This is a genomic window from Streptomyces sp. NPDC047525 (genome assembly GCF_040643025.1).
GTDB lineage: Bacteria > Actinomycetota > Actinomycetes > Streptomycetales > Streptomycetaceae > Streptomyces > Streptomyces durmitorensis.
The window spans coordinates 38,774-54,464 of record NZ_JBEYTL010000010.1 but is presented as its reverse complement, the minus strand read 5'-3'; the positions used below and the strand labels follow the sequence as shown (position 1 = coordinate 54,464).

General features: G+C 70.2%; 11 protein-coding genes. 8 read left to right on the top strand and 3 right to left on the bottom strand.

Annotated features, from left to right (window positions below; all coding sequences use genetic code 11):
* The first annotated feature begins 3 nt into the window (after positions 1-3).
* The 7 genes from ABZ833_RS28320 to ABZ833_RS28290 all read left to right on the top strand — a co-directional run bounded on the left by ABZ833_RS28320 (position 4) and on the right by ABZ833_RS28290 (position 10,025).
* The gene (locus tag ABZ833_RS28320; RefSeq protein WP_249587155.1) at positions 4-1,203 is read left to right on the top strand and encodes an ROK family transcriptional regulator; all 1,200 of its coding nucleotides are present in this window, start codon (positions 4-6) and stop codon (positions 1,201-1,203) included.
* A gap of 120 nt (positions 1,204-1,323) precedes the next feature.
* The gene (locus ABZ833_RS28315) at positions 1,324-2,409 is read left to right on the top strand and encodes a substrate-binding domain-containing protein (RefSeq protein WP_361051956.1); all 1,086 of its coding nucleotides are present in this window, start codon (positions 1,324-1,326) and stop codon (positions 2,407-2,409) included.
* A gap of 192 nt (positions 2,410-2,601) precedes the next feature.
* Entirely contained in the window at positions 2,602-3,381 is a 780-nt protein-coding gene (locus ABZ833_RS28310) for an ATP-binding cassette domain-containing protein (protein ID WP_249587153.1), read from the top strand.
* On the top strand, positions 3,378-4,664 hold the full coding sequence (locus ABZ833_RS28305; RefSeq protein ID WP_361051953.1) for a sugar ABC transporter permease: 1,287 nt from the start codon (positions 3,378-3,380) through the stop codon (positions 4,662-4,664). The genes ABZ833_RS28310 and ABZ833_RS28305 overlap by 4 nt, the downstream gene beginning before the upstream one ends.
* A 201-nt stretch (positions 4,665-4,865) precedes the next feature.
* Complete coding sequence (dxs, locus tag ABZ833_RS28300) at positions 4,866-6,800, top strand: 1-deoxy-D-xylulose-5-phosphate synthase (protein ID WP_361051950.1); 1,935 nt, start codon at positions 4,866-4,868, stop codon at positions 6,798-6,800.
* A 145-nt stretch (positions 6,801-6,945) separates the two neighbouring features.
* Positions 6,946-8,451 carry an amino acid permease gene (locus ABZ833_RS28295; protein ID WP_361051947.1) on the top strand — a complete coding sequence of 502 codons (1,506 nt, stop codon included), beginning with the start codon at positions 6,946-6,948 and terminating at the stop codon, positions 8,449-8,451.
* A gap of 83 nt (positions 8,452-8,534) precedes the next feature.
* Complete coding sequence (locus ABZ833_RS28290; RefSeq protein ID WP_361051944.1) at positions 8,535-10,025, top strand: glycosyltransferase family 39 protein; 1,491 nt, start codon at positions 8,535-8,537, stop codon at positions 10,023-10,025.
* Here ABZ833_RS28290 and ABZ833_RS28285 read toward each other — a convergent pair.
* On the bottom strand, positions 10,001-10,387 hold the full coding sequence (locus tag ABZ833_RS28285) for an NTP pyrophosphohydrolase (protein ID WP_361051941.1): 387 nt from the start codon (positions 10,385-10,387) through the stop codon (positions 10,001-10,003). The two genes, ABZ833_RS28290 and ABZ833_RS28285, sit on opposite strands and share 25 nt — an antisense overlap.
* 111 nt (positions 10,388-10,498) lie before the next feature.
* Between ABZ833_RS28285 and ABZ833_RS28280 the strand changes: the two genes are divergently transcribed.
* Positions 10,499-11,620 (top strand): hypothetical protein, encoded by a 1,122-nt coding sequence (locus ABZ833_RS28280; RefSeq protein WP_361051938.1) that lies wholly within the window; start codon positions 10,499-10,501, stop codon positions 11,618-11,620.
* 82 nt (positions 11,621-11,702) lie between these two features.
* Here the strand turns inward: ABZ833_RS28280 and ABZ833_RS28275 are convergent, their stop codons facing one another.
* On the bottom strand, positions 11,703-13,844 hold the full coding sequence (locus tag ABZ833_RS28275) for a 3-hydroxyacyl-CoA dehydrogenase NAD-binding domain-containing protein (protein WP_361051935.1): 2,142 nt from the start codon (positions 13,842-13,844) through the stop codon (positions 11,703-11,705).
* Positions 13,841-15,067 (bottom strand): acetyl-CoA C-acyltransferase, encoded by a 1,227-nt coding sequence (locus ABZ833_RS28270; RefSeq protein WP_361051932.1) that lies wholly within the window; start codon positions 15,065-15,067, stop codon positions 13,841-13,843. The genes ABZ833_RS28275 and ABZ833_RS28270 overlap by 4 nt, the downstream gene beginning before the upstream one ends.
* Positions 15,068-15,691 lie beyond the last annotated feature (624 nt).

The window sequence follows — 15,691 nt, the reverse complement described above, 5'->3', positions numbered from 1 at the left end:
TCAATGGAGACTCCGGGGTCGCAGTCGTCGCTGCACCGGGCCAATCTCGAGCGGGTCGTACGTGCCGTACGGCTCGCCGGGTCGCTCACTCAAGCGGAGATCGCCAGGACGACGGGTCTGTCCGCGGCCACGGTCTCCAACATCGTCCGGGAGCTCAAGGACGGCGGAACGGTCGAGGTCACGCCCACCTCGGCAGGCGGCCGCAGGGCCCGCAGCGTCTCGCTCAGCGGCGACGCGGGCATCGTCATCGGCGTCGACTTCGGCCACACGCACCTGCGCGTGGCCGTGGGGAACCTCGCCCACCAGGTGCTCGCCGAGGAGGCCGAGCCGCTGGACGTGGACGCGTCGGCCGCGCAGGGCTTCGACCGCGCCGAGCAGCTGGTCAGCAGGCTGATCGCGGTGACCGGCGTGGACCGAACGAAGATCGCGGGCATCGGCCTCGGCGTGCCGGGCCCCATCGACGTGGAGTCGGGCACGCTCGGCTCGACCTCGATCCTGCCGGGCTGGACGGGCACCAAGCCCGCGGAGGAGCTCAAGGACCGCCTCGGCGTCCCCGTGCATGTCGACAACGACGCCAACCTCGGCGCGCTCGGCGAGCTGGTCTGGGGGAGCGGCCGCGGGGTCAAGGACCTCGCGTACATCAAGGTCGCCAGCGGTGTCGGCGCCGGTCTGGTGATCAGCGGACGGATCTACCGCGGCCCCGGCGGCACCGCCGGGGAGATCGGGCACATCACCCTGGACGAGTCGGGCCCGGTCTGCCGCTGCGGCAACCGCGGCTGCCTGGAGACCTTCACCGCGGCCCGCTATGTGCTGCCCCTGCTCCAGTCGAGCCACGGCACCGAGCTGACCATGGAGCGCGTGGTCGCCCTCGCGCGTGAGGGCGACCCGGGCTGCCGCCGGGTGATCGCGGACGTCGGCCGGCACATCGGCAGCGGCGTGGCGAACCTCTGCAACCTCCTGAACCCCAGCCGTGTCGTCCTCGGCGGTGACCTGGCGGAGGCCGGTGAGCTGGTCCTGGGGCCCATCAGGGAGTCCGTGGGGCGCTATGCGATCCCCAGCGCGGCGCGCCAGCTCTCCGTCCTTCCAGGGGCTCTCGGAGGCCGCGCCGAAGTCCTGGGCGCACTGGCTCTCGCACTCAGCGAAATGGGCGATTCGACCCTTTTGGACGGCTCGCTGCCCGCGACCGCACCTGCCTTCACTTAGATAACGCATGGCACCGTTGTCATCTCGTTAAGGATTTACTCCTTGACGCTGGTGTGGCGGCCGAGTTGACTTCGAGCCACCTCGGCCGCAACGACGCGGCCACGTCAGGGAGGTTGGACAGTGAACACCCATCTGCGTCGTGCCGCGATAGCCATGACCGCTACCGCGATGGCCGTTTCCCTTGCCGCTTGTGGCGAGGCTGGTGGCGGTGACAAGGGAGACGGGGACAACAAGACCATCGGTCTGTTGCTGCCCGAGAGCAAGACCACGCGTTACGAGTCCTTCGACTACCCGCTGATCAAGGCGAAGGTCCAGGAGCTCTGCTCCGACTGCAAGGTCAATTACAAGAACGCGTCCGAGAACGTCTCGACCCAGAAGCAGCAGTTCGACGACCTCGTCGACTCCGGCGTCAAGGTCATCGTCCTGGACGCGGTCGACTCCGGTGCCACCAAGGCGTGGGTGCAGGAGGCGAAGAAGAAGGACATCAAGGTCGTGGCGTACGACCGTCTCGCCGAGGGTCCGGTCTCCGCGTATGTCTCCTTCGACAACGAGAAGATCGGCAAGCTCCAGGGCCAGGGCATCCTCAACGCCCTGGGGGACAAGGCCAAGGACTCCAATGTCGTCATGATCAACGGCAAGGAGTCCGACCCGAACGCCGCCCTCTTCAAGAAGGGCGCGCACTCGGTCCTCGACGGCAAGGTCAAGAAGGTCGTCTACGAGCAGACCGGTGAGTGGGACCCGAAGATCGCGGGCGAGAAGATGGGCACCGCCATCACCTCCCTGGGCAAGGACGGCTTCGACGCCGTCTACTCGGCCAACGACGGCATGGCGGGCGGCATCGTCGCGGCGCTCCAGTCGGCCAAGGTCAAGGGGATCCCGGTCGGCGGCCAGGACGCCGAACTCGCGGGCATCCAGCGGATCCTGAAGGGCACGCAGGCCTTCACGATCTACAAGCCCTACAAGCCCGAGGCCGAGAAGACCGCCGAGGTCGCGGTCAAGCTCCTCAAGGGCGAGAAGATCGACTCGCTGGTGACGGCCAAGCTCGACAGCCCCAGCGACAAGGCCATCCCGTCGGCCCTCGTCCAGGCCTTCGTCGTCACCAAGGACGACATCAAGGACACCGTGGTCAAGGACAAGTTCTACAAGACGAGCGAGATCTGCACCCCGGACTTCGCCAAGGCCTGCGCGGACGCCGGCATCAAGTAGCCGCGTTGCAGGCAACGGACTCGTACGGCGTCTCGGTCCCCGTCACGCTTGCCCCGCTGTCGGGGGCCAAGACGCCGTACGTCTGCTCGCCTTCCTGCCTCATCCCCCCTTAGCCCACACATCACATCCCGCCGTACGCCATGTCCGTACGGCCTCCGCCGCACCCCTCGGCGGACGAAGGAGATGGTTTGCATGTCCGCTCCGCCCGTGCTGGCGTTGCGCGGAGTCTCCAAGCGCTTCGGTGCCGTTCAGGCGCTCACCGATGTCGAACTGGAAGTACACGCAGGTCAAGTGGTCGCCCTGGTCGGCGACAACGGAGCCGGTAAGTCGACCCTGGTCAAGACGATCGCCGGGGTCCACCCGATCGACGAGGGCACCATCGAGTGGGACGGCAAGCCCGTCTCCATCTCGCGCCCGCACGACGCCCAGGGACTCGGTGTCGCGACCGTCTACCAGGACCTCGCACTCTGCGACAACCTGGACGTCGTGGCCAACCTGTTCCTCGGCCGTGAGCTCGGCCGCGCCAAGGTCCTCGACGAGGTGGCGATGGAGAAGCGTGCCAAGGAGCTCCTTGACACCCTCTCCATCCGCATCCCGAGCGTGCGCATCCCGATCGCCTCGCTCTCCGGCGGTCAGCGCCAGGTCGTCGCGATCGCCCGTGCCCTGGTCGGCAACCCCAAGCTGGTGATCCTCGACGAGCCCACCGCGGCGCTCGGCGTCGAGCAGACCGCACAGGTCCTCGACCTGGTCGAGCGGCTGCGCGAGCGCGGCCTCGCGGTGCTCCTCATCAGCCACAACATGGCCGACGTCAAGGCTGTCGCCGACGACGTGGCCGTCCTGCGCCTCGGCCGCAACAACGGTGTCTTCGACGTCAAGGACACCAGCAACGAAGAGATCATCGCCGCGATCACCGGAGCCACGGAGAACGCCGTGACCCGGCGCAAGGCGCGCAACGCGGAGGCCGCGAAGTGAGTGAGACCGTGAACACCCCACCGCAGAAGGTGGACGCTCAGGCCCCGGCCGCCGCCGCCATCCCGGTCGTCGACCCGCGCCTGCTCGTCCGTGAGCAGGGCTTCGCCGGATACCTCGGCGAGTTCAAGCGCAAGATCAAGGGCGGCGAGCTCGGTTCCATACCGGTCGTCACCGGTCTGATCGTGATCTGGACGATCTTCGAGATAACGACGGGTCGATTCCTCGACCCGTCCAACCTCAGCAACATCGCGCAGTACATCGTCGGCCCCGGTCTCATCGCGACCGGCATCGTCTTCGTCCTGCTGCTCGGCGAGATCGACCTGTCGGTCGGCTCGGTCGCCGGTCTCACCGCCGCGGTCAGCTCGGTCCTCGCGATCAAGCAGGACGTGAACGAAGGCCTCGCCGTCATCGTCGGCCTGGCCGCCGCCGCCGCGATCGGCGCACTGCACGGCTTCTTCTTCGCCAAGATCGGGGTCCCGGCCTTCGTCGTGACACTGGCGGGCTTCCTGGGGTGGAGCGGACTGCAGCTGTACGTCCTCGGCAACACCCTGAGCCTGAACAACCTCTCCGACGGCATCATCTACAACCTGAACAACTACTACTTCAGCGATGTCGCCGCCGCCTACGGCCTCGCGACCGTCGCGGTCCTCGCGTACGGCTACTCCCAGTGGAGCCAGCGTCTGCGCCGCAAGGCCGCCGACCTGCCGCACCGCCCGGTCAGCGAGCTGGCCCTGCGCACCGGGGTCGTCGCTGTCCTCGCCTACGTCGTGGCCTTCGTCCTGAACCAGGAGGACGGCCTGCCGCTCGGCCTGACCGTCTTCGTCGCCGTGGTGGTCCTCGCCAGCTTCGTGCTGCGCCGCACCAACTACGGGCGCCAGGTCTTCGCGGTCGGCGGTGGCGTCGAGGCGGCCCGCAGGGCCGGCATCAACGTCGTATGGATCCGGATCTCCGTGTTCACGATCTCCGGCTTCCTCGGCGGCCTGGGCGGCCTCTTCATCGCCTCCCAGTCCGGCGTCGCCGACTCGAACCTGGGCGGCGGCGACACCCTGATGCTGGCGATCGCCGCGGCGGTCATCGGCGGCACCAGCCTCTTCGGCGGCCGGGGCACCCCCTGGTCGGCCCTGCTCGGCATCCTGGTCATTCAGTCGATCATGACGGGCCTGTACATGTCGGGCAGTTCCAGCAAGGCGGTGCAGTCGATGATCACGGGTGCCGTACTCCTTGCCGCTGTTGTGCTCGACTCCGTTTCCCGCAGGAGCCAGAAGGCGGCAGGACGCGCCTGACCTGGAAGAACCCAGAGCAGAGCTGCCCGGAACCGCAATGGAGCGGTGCCGGGCAGCTCTCTGTCCGCCTCCGATGTACGCCCGTTCGCGTGACACGGAACATCCGGCCCGGACGCCGTCCTCAGCGACGGAACATTAGACTCAACAGGCCCGGCAACAATCCGGTCAACGCTTGAACAGCTCTACTGCAAGGAGGCACGGGTGCCGCTGCTGACCCGCATCAGGGGACCGCGCGATCTGGACCGGCTCAGCCTGGAGGAGCTGAACCAGCTGGCCGGCGAGATCCGCGCCTTCCTCGTCGACGCAGTGTCCAAGACAGGCGGCCACCTCGGCCCCAACCTCGGCGTGGTCGAGCTCACGATCGCCATGCACCGCGTCTTCGAGTCCCCGCAGGACAAGGTGCTCTTCGACACCGGCCACCAGAGCTACGTGCACAAGCTGCTCACCGGCCGCCAGGACTTCGCCAAGCTGCGCACCAAGGGCGGCCTCTCCGGCTACCCCGCGCGCGCCGAGTCCGAGCACGACGTGATCGAGAACTCGCACGCGTCGACGGTCCTCGGCTGGGCCGACGGCCTCGCCAAGGCCAACGAGGTGCAGGGCAAGGACGACCACGTCGTCGCCGTCATCGGTGACGGCGCGCTCACCGGCGGCATGGCCTGGGAGGCGCTGAACAACATCGCCGCCGCCAAGGACCGCCCCCTGGTGATCGTCGTCAACGACAACGAGCGTTCGTACGCCCCGACCATCGGCGGCCTCGCGAACCACCTGGCGACCCTGCGCACCACCGACGGCTACGAGCGCTTCCTGGCCCGCGGCAAGGACCTCCTGGAGCGCACCCCGGTCGTCGGCAAGCCCCTCTACGAGACGCTGCACGGCGCGAAGAAGGGCCTGAAGGACTTCATCGCCCCGCAGGGCATGTTCGAGGACCTCGGCCTGAAGTACGTCGGCCCGATCGACGGCCACGACATCGAGGCCCTGGAGTCCGCCCTGGTGCGCGCCAAGCGCTTCGGCGGCCCGGTCATCGTGCACTGCATCACCGAGAAGGGCCGCGGCTACAAGCCCGCCGAGCAGGACGAGGCGGACCACTTCCACGGCATCGGCCCGATCCACCCCGACACGGGCCTGCCCATCGCCGCCTCCGGCATGGACTGGACGTCCGTCTTCGGCGAGGAGATGGTCAAGCTCGGCCGGGAGCGCGAGGACATCGTCGCGATCACCGCCGCCATGCTCCAGCCGGTGGGCCTGAAGAAGTTCGCCGAGGAGTTCCCCGACCGGGTCTACGACGTGGGCATCGCCGAGCAGCACGCGGCCGTGTCGGCGGCGGGCCTGGCCACCGGCGGCCTGCACCCCGTCTTCGCCGTGTACGCGACGTTCCTCAACCGCGCCTTCGACCAGCTCCTGATGGACGTGGCCCTGCACAAGTGCGGCGTCACCTTCGTCCTGGACCGCGCCGGCGTCACCGGCACGGACGGCGCCTCGCACAACGGCATGTGGGACATGTCGATCCTCCAGTGCGTGCCGACCCTGCGGATCGCCGCCCCGCGCGACGCCGACCAGGTCCGCCTCCAGCTGCGCGAGGCCGTCGAGGTCACGGACGCCCCGACCGTCGTGCGCTACTCGAAGGGCGCGGTCGGCCCGGCGGTCAAGGCCGTCGGCAAGGTCGGCGGCATGGACGTCCTGCGCAAGGCGGGCACGAACCGCCCCGACGTGCTCCTGGTCTCCGTGGGCGCGCTCGCGCCCATGTGCCTGGAGATCGCGGACCTCCTGAACAAGCAGGGCATCACGACGACGGTCGTCGACCCCCGCTGGGTCAAGCCCGTCGACGAGGCCCTCGCCCCGCTCGCCGAGCAGCACCGCGTGGTCGTCACCGTCGAGGACAACTCCCGCGCCGGCGGCGTCGGGTCGGCCGTCGCCCAGGCCCTGCGCGACGCGGGTGTCGACGTGCCGCTGCGCGACTTCGGCATCCCGCCGCGCTTCCTCGACCACGCGTCGCGCAAGGAGATCATGGCCGAGATCGGCCTGACGGCCCCGGACATCGCCCGTCAGGTGACCGGCCTGGTCGCCAAGCTGGACGGCCGGTTCGAGCGCACGGCGGCCGTGGACTCCGTCGAGGCGGGGGAGCCCGCGCGCGACTGAGTCAACATGCACCGCCGATGGGCCGGTTTCAGCACCCTGTACGGGTGGTGGAACCGGCCCATTCGCGTGAATAGGCTCGCGCCGGGGCCTACGGGGTACTCGCCCTCTCGATCATGTCGGGGACGACAAGCGTGGAGGTAGGTCCGTGGCAAGCAGTCTTTTCAGAACGAAGAGCATCGAGCAGTCCATCCAGGACACCGAGGAGCCCGAGCACGCGCTCAAGAAGTCGCTGTCCGCCCTCGATCTCACGGTCTTCGGCGTCGGCGTCGTCATCGGCACCGGCATCTTCGTGCTGACCGGAGCGGTGGCCAAGGAGACCGCGGGGCCCGCCACCGCGATCGCCTTCGCCGTCGCCGGCGTCGTCTGCGCCCTCGCGGCGCTCTGCTACGCGGAGTTCGCCTCCACCGTGCCGGTGGCCGGATCGGCGTACACCTTCTCGTACGCCTCCCTCGGCGAGCTGCCCGCCTGGACCATCGGCTGGGACCTGGTCCTGGAATTCGCCCTCGGCACGGCGGTGGTCGCCGTCGGCTGGTCCGGCTACGTCCGCTCGCTGATGGACAACGCGGGCTGGCATCTGCCCGAATCGCTCTCCGGGCCCGATGCCGCAGAGGGCTTCAGCTTCGACATCCTCGCCACGGCCCTGGTCCTTGTCCTCACGGTCGTCCTCGTCCTCGGCATGAAGCTCTCGGCCCGCGTCACCACGGTCATCGTCGCCATCAAGGTGGCCGTCGTCCTCATCGTCATCATCGCGGGCTCCTTCTTCATCGACTCCGACAACTACAAGCCGTTCATCCCGAAGGCGGAGGAGGTGACCGCGGGCAACAGCATCGATTCCCCGCTCATCCAGCTGATGTTCGGGTACGCGCCCACCAACTTCGGCGTCCTCGGCATCTTCACCGCCGCCTCCATCGTCTTCTTCGCCTTCATCGGCTTCGACATCGTGGCCACCGCGGCCGAGGAGACCAAGATGCCGCAGCGGGACATGCCGCGCGGCATCCTCGGCTCGCTCCTCATCTGCACGGTCCTGTACGTCGCCGTGTCGATCGTGGTCACGGGCATGCAGCACTACAGCGAGCTGTCCGTGGACGCCCCGCTCGCCGACGCCTTCAAGGCCACCGGGCATCCCTTCTACGGGGGCATCATCAGCTTCGGCGCCGCCGTCGGCCTCACCACCGTCTGCATGATCCTGCTGCTCGGCCAGACCCGCGTCTTCTTCGCGATGAGCCGCGACGGACTGCTGCCCCGGTTCTTCTCCCACGTCCACCCGAAGTACCGGACGCCGCACCGGCCGACCATCCTGCTCGGTGTCCTCATCGCGATCCTCGCGGGCTTCACCAGCCTCGACGAACTCGCCGAGCTGGTGAACATCGGCACGCTCTTCGCCTTCGTCGTGGTCGCCCTGAGCGTCATCATCCTGCGCCGCACCCGCCCGGACCTGCCCCGCGCCTTCCGCACCCCGCTGGTGCCGCTGGTGCCGATCCTGTCGGTGGCGGCCTCGGTGTGGCTGATGCTGAACCTGCCGGCCGAGACCTGGCTGCGGTTCGGCGTCTGGATGGCGCTCGGCTTCGTCGTCTACTTCGTCTACGGGCGTTCGCACAGCCTGCTGGGCCGGCGAGAGAAGCAGGCGACCCCGACCGGTGACACCGAGTAGCTGAATCGGTCACTTCCGGCCAATCATCCGGCCCCGTATGTCCCGATCAATGGGGGACTGCGGGGCCGGATAGCGTGCTCCCCATGCTCGCCGAGCCCTCCGCATCACTACGCTCCGTACGCACGCTCGGGCCGCCGCGCCCGCGTACGGAACAGGCCCCGGCGCCCTCCGCGCGGTACTGGCCGCGCCTGCTCCCCCTCCTCGCGGCCCTGGCCTGCGTCACCCGGATCCCCTCCTTCCGGTGGCCGCTGTGGAGCCCGGACGAGGGGTATCTCGCCGTCCAGGCACGGATGCTGGCGGACGGGGGAGAGCTCTACGAGACGGTCGTCGACCGCAAGCCGCCGCTCGTCCCCTGGCTGTACGAGGGGGCGTTCGCGCTCTTCGGCGATGCGACGCTGCTCCCGCTGAAGGTGCTCGCGGTGGCGGCCCAGCTCCTGACCGCCGTCCTCCTCGTGTGCGTCGCCCGGCGCCGCTGGGGCGACGGCGCGGGCCGTACGGCGGGCGTGCTGTACCTCCTCGTCTCGGTCGGCCTGAACCCCGAGGACGCCCAGGCGGCCACCTTCGAGGTCTTCATGCTGCCCTGCACGGCGGCCGCCATATGGTGCGCGGACCGCCGCCGCTGGAGGGCGGCGGGCGCCGCGGTGGCCTGCGCCTTCCTGGCCAAGCAGACCGGGGGAGCGGTCCTGGTGCCGGTGGCGTGGCTGCTGTGGCAGGCGGGCGGCTCCCGAAGGGACGTACTGCGCCTGGGAGTCGGACTCTTCGGGCCGGTCCTCGTGGTGGCCGCGGTCACGAATCCGGCGGGATTCCTGTTCTGGACGGTGACGGGATCGGGCGCGTACGCCTCCTTCACCGGGTCCGAACTCCACGTGCTGTCGCGGGGGTTGACCAACGCGGCGATCCTCGCGGCGGCCTGCGCGGGGATCATCCCGCCGGTCGTACGGGTCCTGCGCATCGCCCGCACCGGTGCGACGGAGCTGTGGCTCTGGCTCGCCTCATCGGCGGGCGCGGTCCTCGTCGGCTTCCACTTCTTCGGGCACTACTACCTCCAACTGACGCCGCCCCTGGCCCTGTTGGGCGCCGCCGCACTCCAGATCCTGCCCCGGGAGCGCACCCTGACGGCGGTGTCGGTCTCGGCCGGGGCGTGCGCGCTGTTCCTGGCCTGGGGGATGCTCGCACCGCGCCCCGAACTGGCGCACGCGGAGCGGATCGCGGGGGAGGTCAGGGCCCGCACGTCACCCGGGGACCGCGTGCTGGTGTGGGGCATGCACCCCGAGACGTACTGGCTCGCCGACCGCGCCCCCGCGAGCCGCTACCTCACGGCGGGGCTCCTGACCAACTACAGCGGGGGCCGCGACGGGCCTCAGGTGGGGGAGAAGTACGCGGTGGACGGAGCCTGGCCGGTCTTCCGCGGCGAGCTCGCGGCCGGTCCGCCCGCGCTGATCGTGGACGACTCCCGGGGCAAGCCCTTCGCGCCGCAGCGGGTCCCCTCGCTGCGGCGGATCCTCGCCGCGGGGTACCAGCCGGTGGGCACGGTGGAGGGCGCGGTGATCTACTCGCGCTCGGCCCCGGGCTGACGCACGGAGCGCGGCCCCAGGCACTCGGCGTTCAACTCGCCGACGCGGCGGCGCAGTTCGCGGTCGGCGGTGACGACGACGCACGGCTGCGGCGCGGCCTCGGCGACCAGCTCCACGATGCGGTCGTCCCCGCTGCCGGGCGCGGAGACCACGCGTACCCCTTCGACGGACTCCACGCCGCGGGCCGCGCCCTCGACCACGAGGGTGACGTCGAGCGGCCCCGGAAGGCCCGGGAGACCCGCGTCGGCGTACGGGACGAGCCGGTCCCGCAGCCGCTCGGCCGCCCCGTGCCGGTCGCGCCACCAGCCGTCGGGGACCGAGCCGACGACATTGGCGGCGTCGACGACGAGGAGAGTTCTCATGGCGTCACCCTGGCACACCGGGGCCGAGGCCCGGACGGGAGAGCTGTGCGCCAAACGTAGACTTGGTGGGCCGGAGAAGACGCACGCTCGTAGGAAGGTCGGCGCAGAGTCATGCCGCTGAGGTCCGCCCCCAGGCCCGAGCGGGAGCCGTCCCGCCCGACGGCCGCCGCCGCCGGCCACGTCGCGACCGGCACCCTCGCCACCGGCCGCTGGCTGCTGCGCGGCAAGGACGACAGGCTCACCGCGTACGCCCGCTCGGCGGACGGCCTGCTGCGCTGGACGGAGACCCGCCCCGGCGGCCCGGACTGGACGGGCCCCGAGCTCTTCGAGGCGCCGCACCTGACCCACCTGACCCTGGCCCAGGGGGCCGACGGGTACGTGCACTTCGTCGCGCTGCGGAAGCTTCCCAAGGAGGGCGGCGGCACGGAGGTCGACGTCGTGCACGCCGTTCAGTACCAGTCGGGCAGGCCGCTCATGGACTGGCGCTCGCTCGGCAATCCGCACACCAAGCTCGTCGAGCGCGCCCCGCACCTGGGTGCGCCGACCGCCGCGGTGGACGCCGCAGGGACGGTCCACGTCTTCGTACGGGACGCGGTGAACAGCGTCCGGCTGCGGCGCGAGGGCAAGGGCGGCAAGTGGGAGGGGTGGAAGGACCTCAAGGTCCGCGAGGTCCTCGACGGCATCACGGCGGTCGCCACCTCCACGGGCCGCATCGAGGTCTTCGGCCCGGCGGAGAACAAGACGCTGCACTGGACCCAGGACAAGCAGGGCGCCGAGTTCCAGCGCACCGACGACATCCCGCTGCCCCCGGCCACCGGCTCGGGCACGGCCCTGGAGACGGCCCCTGACCGCCTCACGTACTACGCCGCCGACGCCCGCGGCAAGGGAGTCCTGGCCCACCGCGGCGACGACGAGGACCTGCGGCCCCTCGGCGGAACCCCCGAGGCGGGCCCCACGGCCGCCCTGCGCGCGACGATAGAGGGCCACGACTGCACGGTCCTCGCCCACCGGGGCCAGGACGGGCGCCCGGTGATAGCGGCCCACCCGACGGAGGACGAGAAGGCGGGCGTCTGGTGGGCGGGGACGGGCGACCCCTGTCTGGGTTCCCCGGCGCTGGCGCTGGACGCACAGGGCCGCGTGGTCATGGCGACGATCGGCCTCGACGGGACGCTGCGGCTCGCGCGCCAGAAGGCGGAGTCGGGCCTCGCCCTTGACGCGTGGACGCGGGTGTAGCGGGCCTGGGCGGCAAGCGTGCGAAACGGGCGATGCCCGGCAGGCCAGGAGGCCGGCCGGGCATCGCCCGTATGCGGAGGTGCTACGCGGGAACGCTGGCCACGCCCGGCGCCAGGAACCGCTTGCCGTTGACGCGCTCGCTGACACCGGCACGGTCCAGGTACGGTGTGACGCCGCCCAGGTGGAAGGGCCAGCCGGCGCCCGTGATCAGGCACAGGTCGATGTCCTGCGCCTCGGCGACGACGCCCTCGTCGAGCATCAGGCCGATCTCCTGCGCCACCGCGTCCAGGACGCGGTCGCGGGTCTGCTCCTCGGTCAGGACGGTGTCGCCCTGCTTGAGGAGCGCGGCGACCTCGGGGTCCAGCTCCGGCTTGCCGGAGTCGTAGACGTAGAAGCCGCGCTTGCCGGCCTTGACGACGGCGGCGAGGTTCGGCGACACCGTGAAGCGCTCCGGGAAGGCGCGGTTCAGGGTCTCCGACACGTGCAGACCGATGGCGGGACCGACCAGCTCGAGGAGCACCAGCGGCGACATCGGCAGGCCGAGCGGCTCGACGGCCTTCTCGGCGACGGCGACCGGGGTGCCCTCGTCGATGACGTTCTGGATCTCGCCCATGAAGCGGGTGAGGATGCGGTTCACGACGAACGCCGGGGCGTCCTTCACCAGGACCGCGGTCTTCTTCAGCTTCTTGGCGACACCGAAGGCCGTGGCCAGCGAGGCGTCGTCCGTCTGCTCGCCGCGCACGATCTCCAGGAGCGGGAGGATCGCGACGGGGTTGAAGAAGTGGAAGCCGACGACCCGCTCGGGGTGCTTCAGCTTCGACGCCATCTCGGAGACCGAGAGCGAGGAGGTGTTCGTGGCGAAGATCGCGTGCGCCGGAGCGACGGCCTCGACCTCGGCGAACACCTGCTGCTTGACGCCGATCTCCTCGAAGACGGCCTCGATGATGAAGTCGGCGTCGGAGAAGCCCTCGGCCTTGTCCAGGACACCGGAGACCAGGCCCTTGAGGCGGTTCGCCTTGTCCTGGTTGACGCGGCCCTTGAGGAGGAGCTTGTCGATCTCCTCGTGGACGTAGCCCACACCCTTGTCGACGCGCGCCTGGTCGATGTCGGTCAGGACGACCGGCACCTCGAGGCGGCGCAGGAAGAGCAGCGCGAGCTGCGAGGCCATCAGACCGGCGCCGACGACGCCGACCTTGGTGACCGGGCGCGCCAGGTTCTTGTCCGGGGCACCCGCCGGGCGCTTGGCGCGCTTCTGGACGAGGTTGAACGCGTAGATGCCGCTGCGCAGTTCGCCGCCCATGATGAGGTCGGCGAGCGCCGTGTCCTCGGCGTCGAAGCCCTTCTGCAGGTCGCCGTCCTTGGCGGCCGCGATGATCTCCAGGGCGCGGTAGGCGGCCGGGGCCGCACCGTGCACCTTGGAGTCGGCGATGCCACGGCCACGCGCCACGGCGGCGTCCCAGGCCTCGCCGCGGTCGATCTCGGGGCGCTCGACCGTGAGCGAGCCGTTCAGGACGGAGGCCGTCCAGATCAGCGACTGCTCCAGGAAGTCCGCGCCCTCGAAGAGCGCGTCGGCGATGCCGAGCTCGAAGACCTGCTTGCCCTTGAGCTGGCGGTTCTGGTTGAGCGAGTTCTCGATGATGACCGAGACGGCCTTGTCGGCGCCGATCAGGTTCGGAAGCAGCGCGCAGCCGCCCCAGCCCGGTACGAGACCGAGGAAGACCTCGGGCAGCGAGAAGGCCGGAAGCGCCTTGGAGACGGTGCGGTACGAGCAGTGCAGACCGACCTCGACACCGCCGCCCATGGCAGCGCCGTTGTAGTACGCGAAGGTCGGCACGGCGAGCCCGGAGAGCCGCTTGAAGACCTCGTGGCCGCCCTTGCCGATGGCGAGCGCGTCTTCATGCCGCTTCAGGATCTCGACGCCCTTGAGGTCGGCGCCGACGGCGAAGATGAACGGCTTGCCGGTGACACCGACACCGACGATCGTGCCCTCGGCCGCCTCCTTCTCGACCTGGTCGATCGCGGCGTTCAGGTTCGCGAGCGAGCCGGGGCCGAAGGTGGTCGGCTTGGTGTGGTCGAAGCCGTTGTCGAGCGTGATGAGCGCGAAGCGCCCGGCGCCCGCGGGCAGGTCGAGGTGGCGTACGTGCGCCTGCGTCACGACCTCGTCGGGGAACAGCTCGGCCGCACCCTTCAGAAGCTCGGTGGTGGAGCTGGTGGAGCTGCTCACTTGTCGCCTCCGGCGTCCTTGTGGTTCGGGTTCTCCCAGATGACGGTGGCGCCCATGCCGAAGCCGACGCACATCGTCGTCAGGCCGTAGCGGACGTCCGGCTGCTCCTCGAACTGCCGCGCCAGCTGCGTCATCAGACGCACGCCGGAGGAGGCGAGGGGGTGGCCGTAGGCGATGGCGCCGCCGTACTGGTTCACGCGGGTGTCGTCGTCCGCGATGCCGTAGTGCTCCAGGAAGGCGAGCACCTGCACGGCGAAGGCCTCATTGATCTCGAAGAGACCGATGTCGGAGATGGACAGGCCCGCCTGGGCGAGCGCCTTCTCCGTGGCGGGGATGGGCCCGTAGCCCATGACCTCGGGCTCGACACCGGCGAAGGAGTACGAGACGAGCCGCATCTTGACCGGCAGGTTGTTCTCGCGGGCGAAGTCCTCGGAGGCGATGATCGACGCCGTGGCGCCGTCGTTGAGGCCCGCGGCGTTGCCTGCGGTGACGCGACCGTGCGTACGGAACGGCGTCTTCAGCCCGGCGAGGCTCTCCAGGGTGGTCCCCGGACGCATCGGCTCGTCGGCGGTGGCGAGGCCCCAGCCGGTCTCACCGGCCTCCTCGTTCGTCCGCCGTACGGAGACGGGCACGAGGTCCTGCTGGATCTTGCCGTTGGAGTAAGCCTTGGCGGCCTTCTCCTGCGAGCGCACGGCGTACTCGTCGGCACGCTGCTTGGTGATCGTGGGATACCGGTCGTGCAGGTTCTCGGCGGTCATGCCCATGAAGAGGGCGGACTCGTCGACGAGCTTCTCGCTCACGAACCGCGGGTTCGGGTCGACGCCCTCGCCCATGGGGTGGCGGCCCATGTGCTCGACACCACCGGCGATGACGGCGTCGTACGCGCCGAACGCGATGGAGCCCGCGGTCGCCGTCACGGCGGTCAGGGCGCCCGCACACATGCGGTCGATGGAGTACCCGGGCACGGACTGGGGCAGGCCCGCCAGGATCCCGGCGGTGCGGCCCAGCGTCAGGCCCTGGTCGCCGATCTGCGTGGTCGCGGCGATGGCGACCTCGTCGATCTTGGCGGGGTCGAGGGCCGGGTTGCGGCGGAGCAGCTCCCGGATGGCCTTCACGATGAGGTCATCCGCACGGGTCTCGTGGTAGATGCCCTTCGGGCCCGCCTTGCCGAACGGGGTGCGGACGCCATCAACGAAGACGACGTCCCTGACGGTACGAGGCACGATGGCTCTCCTCCAGGGTGCGGGTGCGCCTGCCGGCGCGCTTCCGGGTTCCATGCTACTTGCCGGTAACTATGCTGCCCAGTCCCGGCTCGGGGAGGCGAAGGTCACATTGTTCGGGCGGGGGCGCCTGGGGTGGGGCGGGGCCGGTGCGGTGGCCCCACTCGGCCGGTGGGGGCGCCACTTGTCCCGCCGCTGCGCGGCGGATGCTTCCCCACCCACCCGCCCGATCGCCCGGCATCCGTCCGGGACCGTAGGACTGGAACCGGTGCGTGCGCTCCTGCTGGCCGGTGGGGGCGCCTCCTGTCCCACCGCTGCGCGGCGGATGCCTCCCACCCACCCGCCCGATCACCCGGCAGCTGCCGGGGACCACCGGTGCGTGTACCCCTGCTGGTCGGTGGGGCGCCTGCTGTGCCGCCGCTGCGCGGCGAATGCTTCCCCGCCCACCCACCCGATCACCCGGCATCCGCCCGGGGGCGTGAGCCGGTGTGTTCTGCGCTGCTCGGTGGTCCGCTTCCGCGGCGGTTATTTCCCTCCCACCCACCCGATGGCCCGGCACCCGCCGGGGACCGTAGGGGGCGCACCCACGTACCTACTCACTCACCCCGCACTGCGGGGTAATCGGGT

Bases quoted from the DNA above. Each gene is read 5' to 3' on its own strand.
- ABZ833_RS28290 (WP_361051944.1), top strand. From the start codon at position 8,535: ATGCTCGCCGAGCCCTCCGCATCACTACGCTCCGTACGCACGCTCGGG.
- ABZ833_RS28320 (WP_249587155.1), top strand. From the start codon at position 4: ATGGAGACTCCGGGGTCGCAGTCGTCGCTGCACCGGGCCAATCTCGAG.
- ABZ833_RS28280 (WP_361051938.1), top strand. From the start codon at position 10,499: ATGCCGCTGAGGTCCGCCCCCAGGCCCGAGCGGGAGCCGTCCCGCCCG.
- ABZ833_RS28310 (WP_249587153.1), top strand. From the start codon at position 2,602: ATGTCCGCTCCGCCCGTGCTGGCGTTGCGCGGAGTCTCCAAGCGCTTC.
- ABZ833_RS28285 (WP_361051941.1), bottom strand. From the start codon at position 10,387: ATGAGAACTCTCCTCGTCGTCGACGCCGCCAATGTCGTCGGCTCGGTC.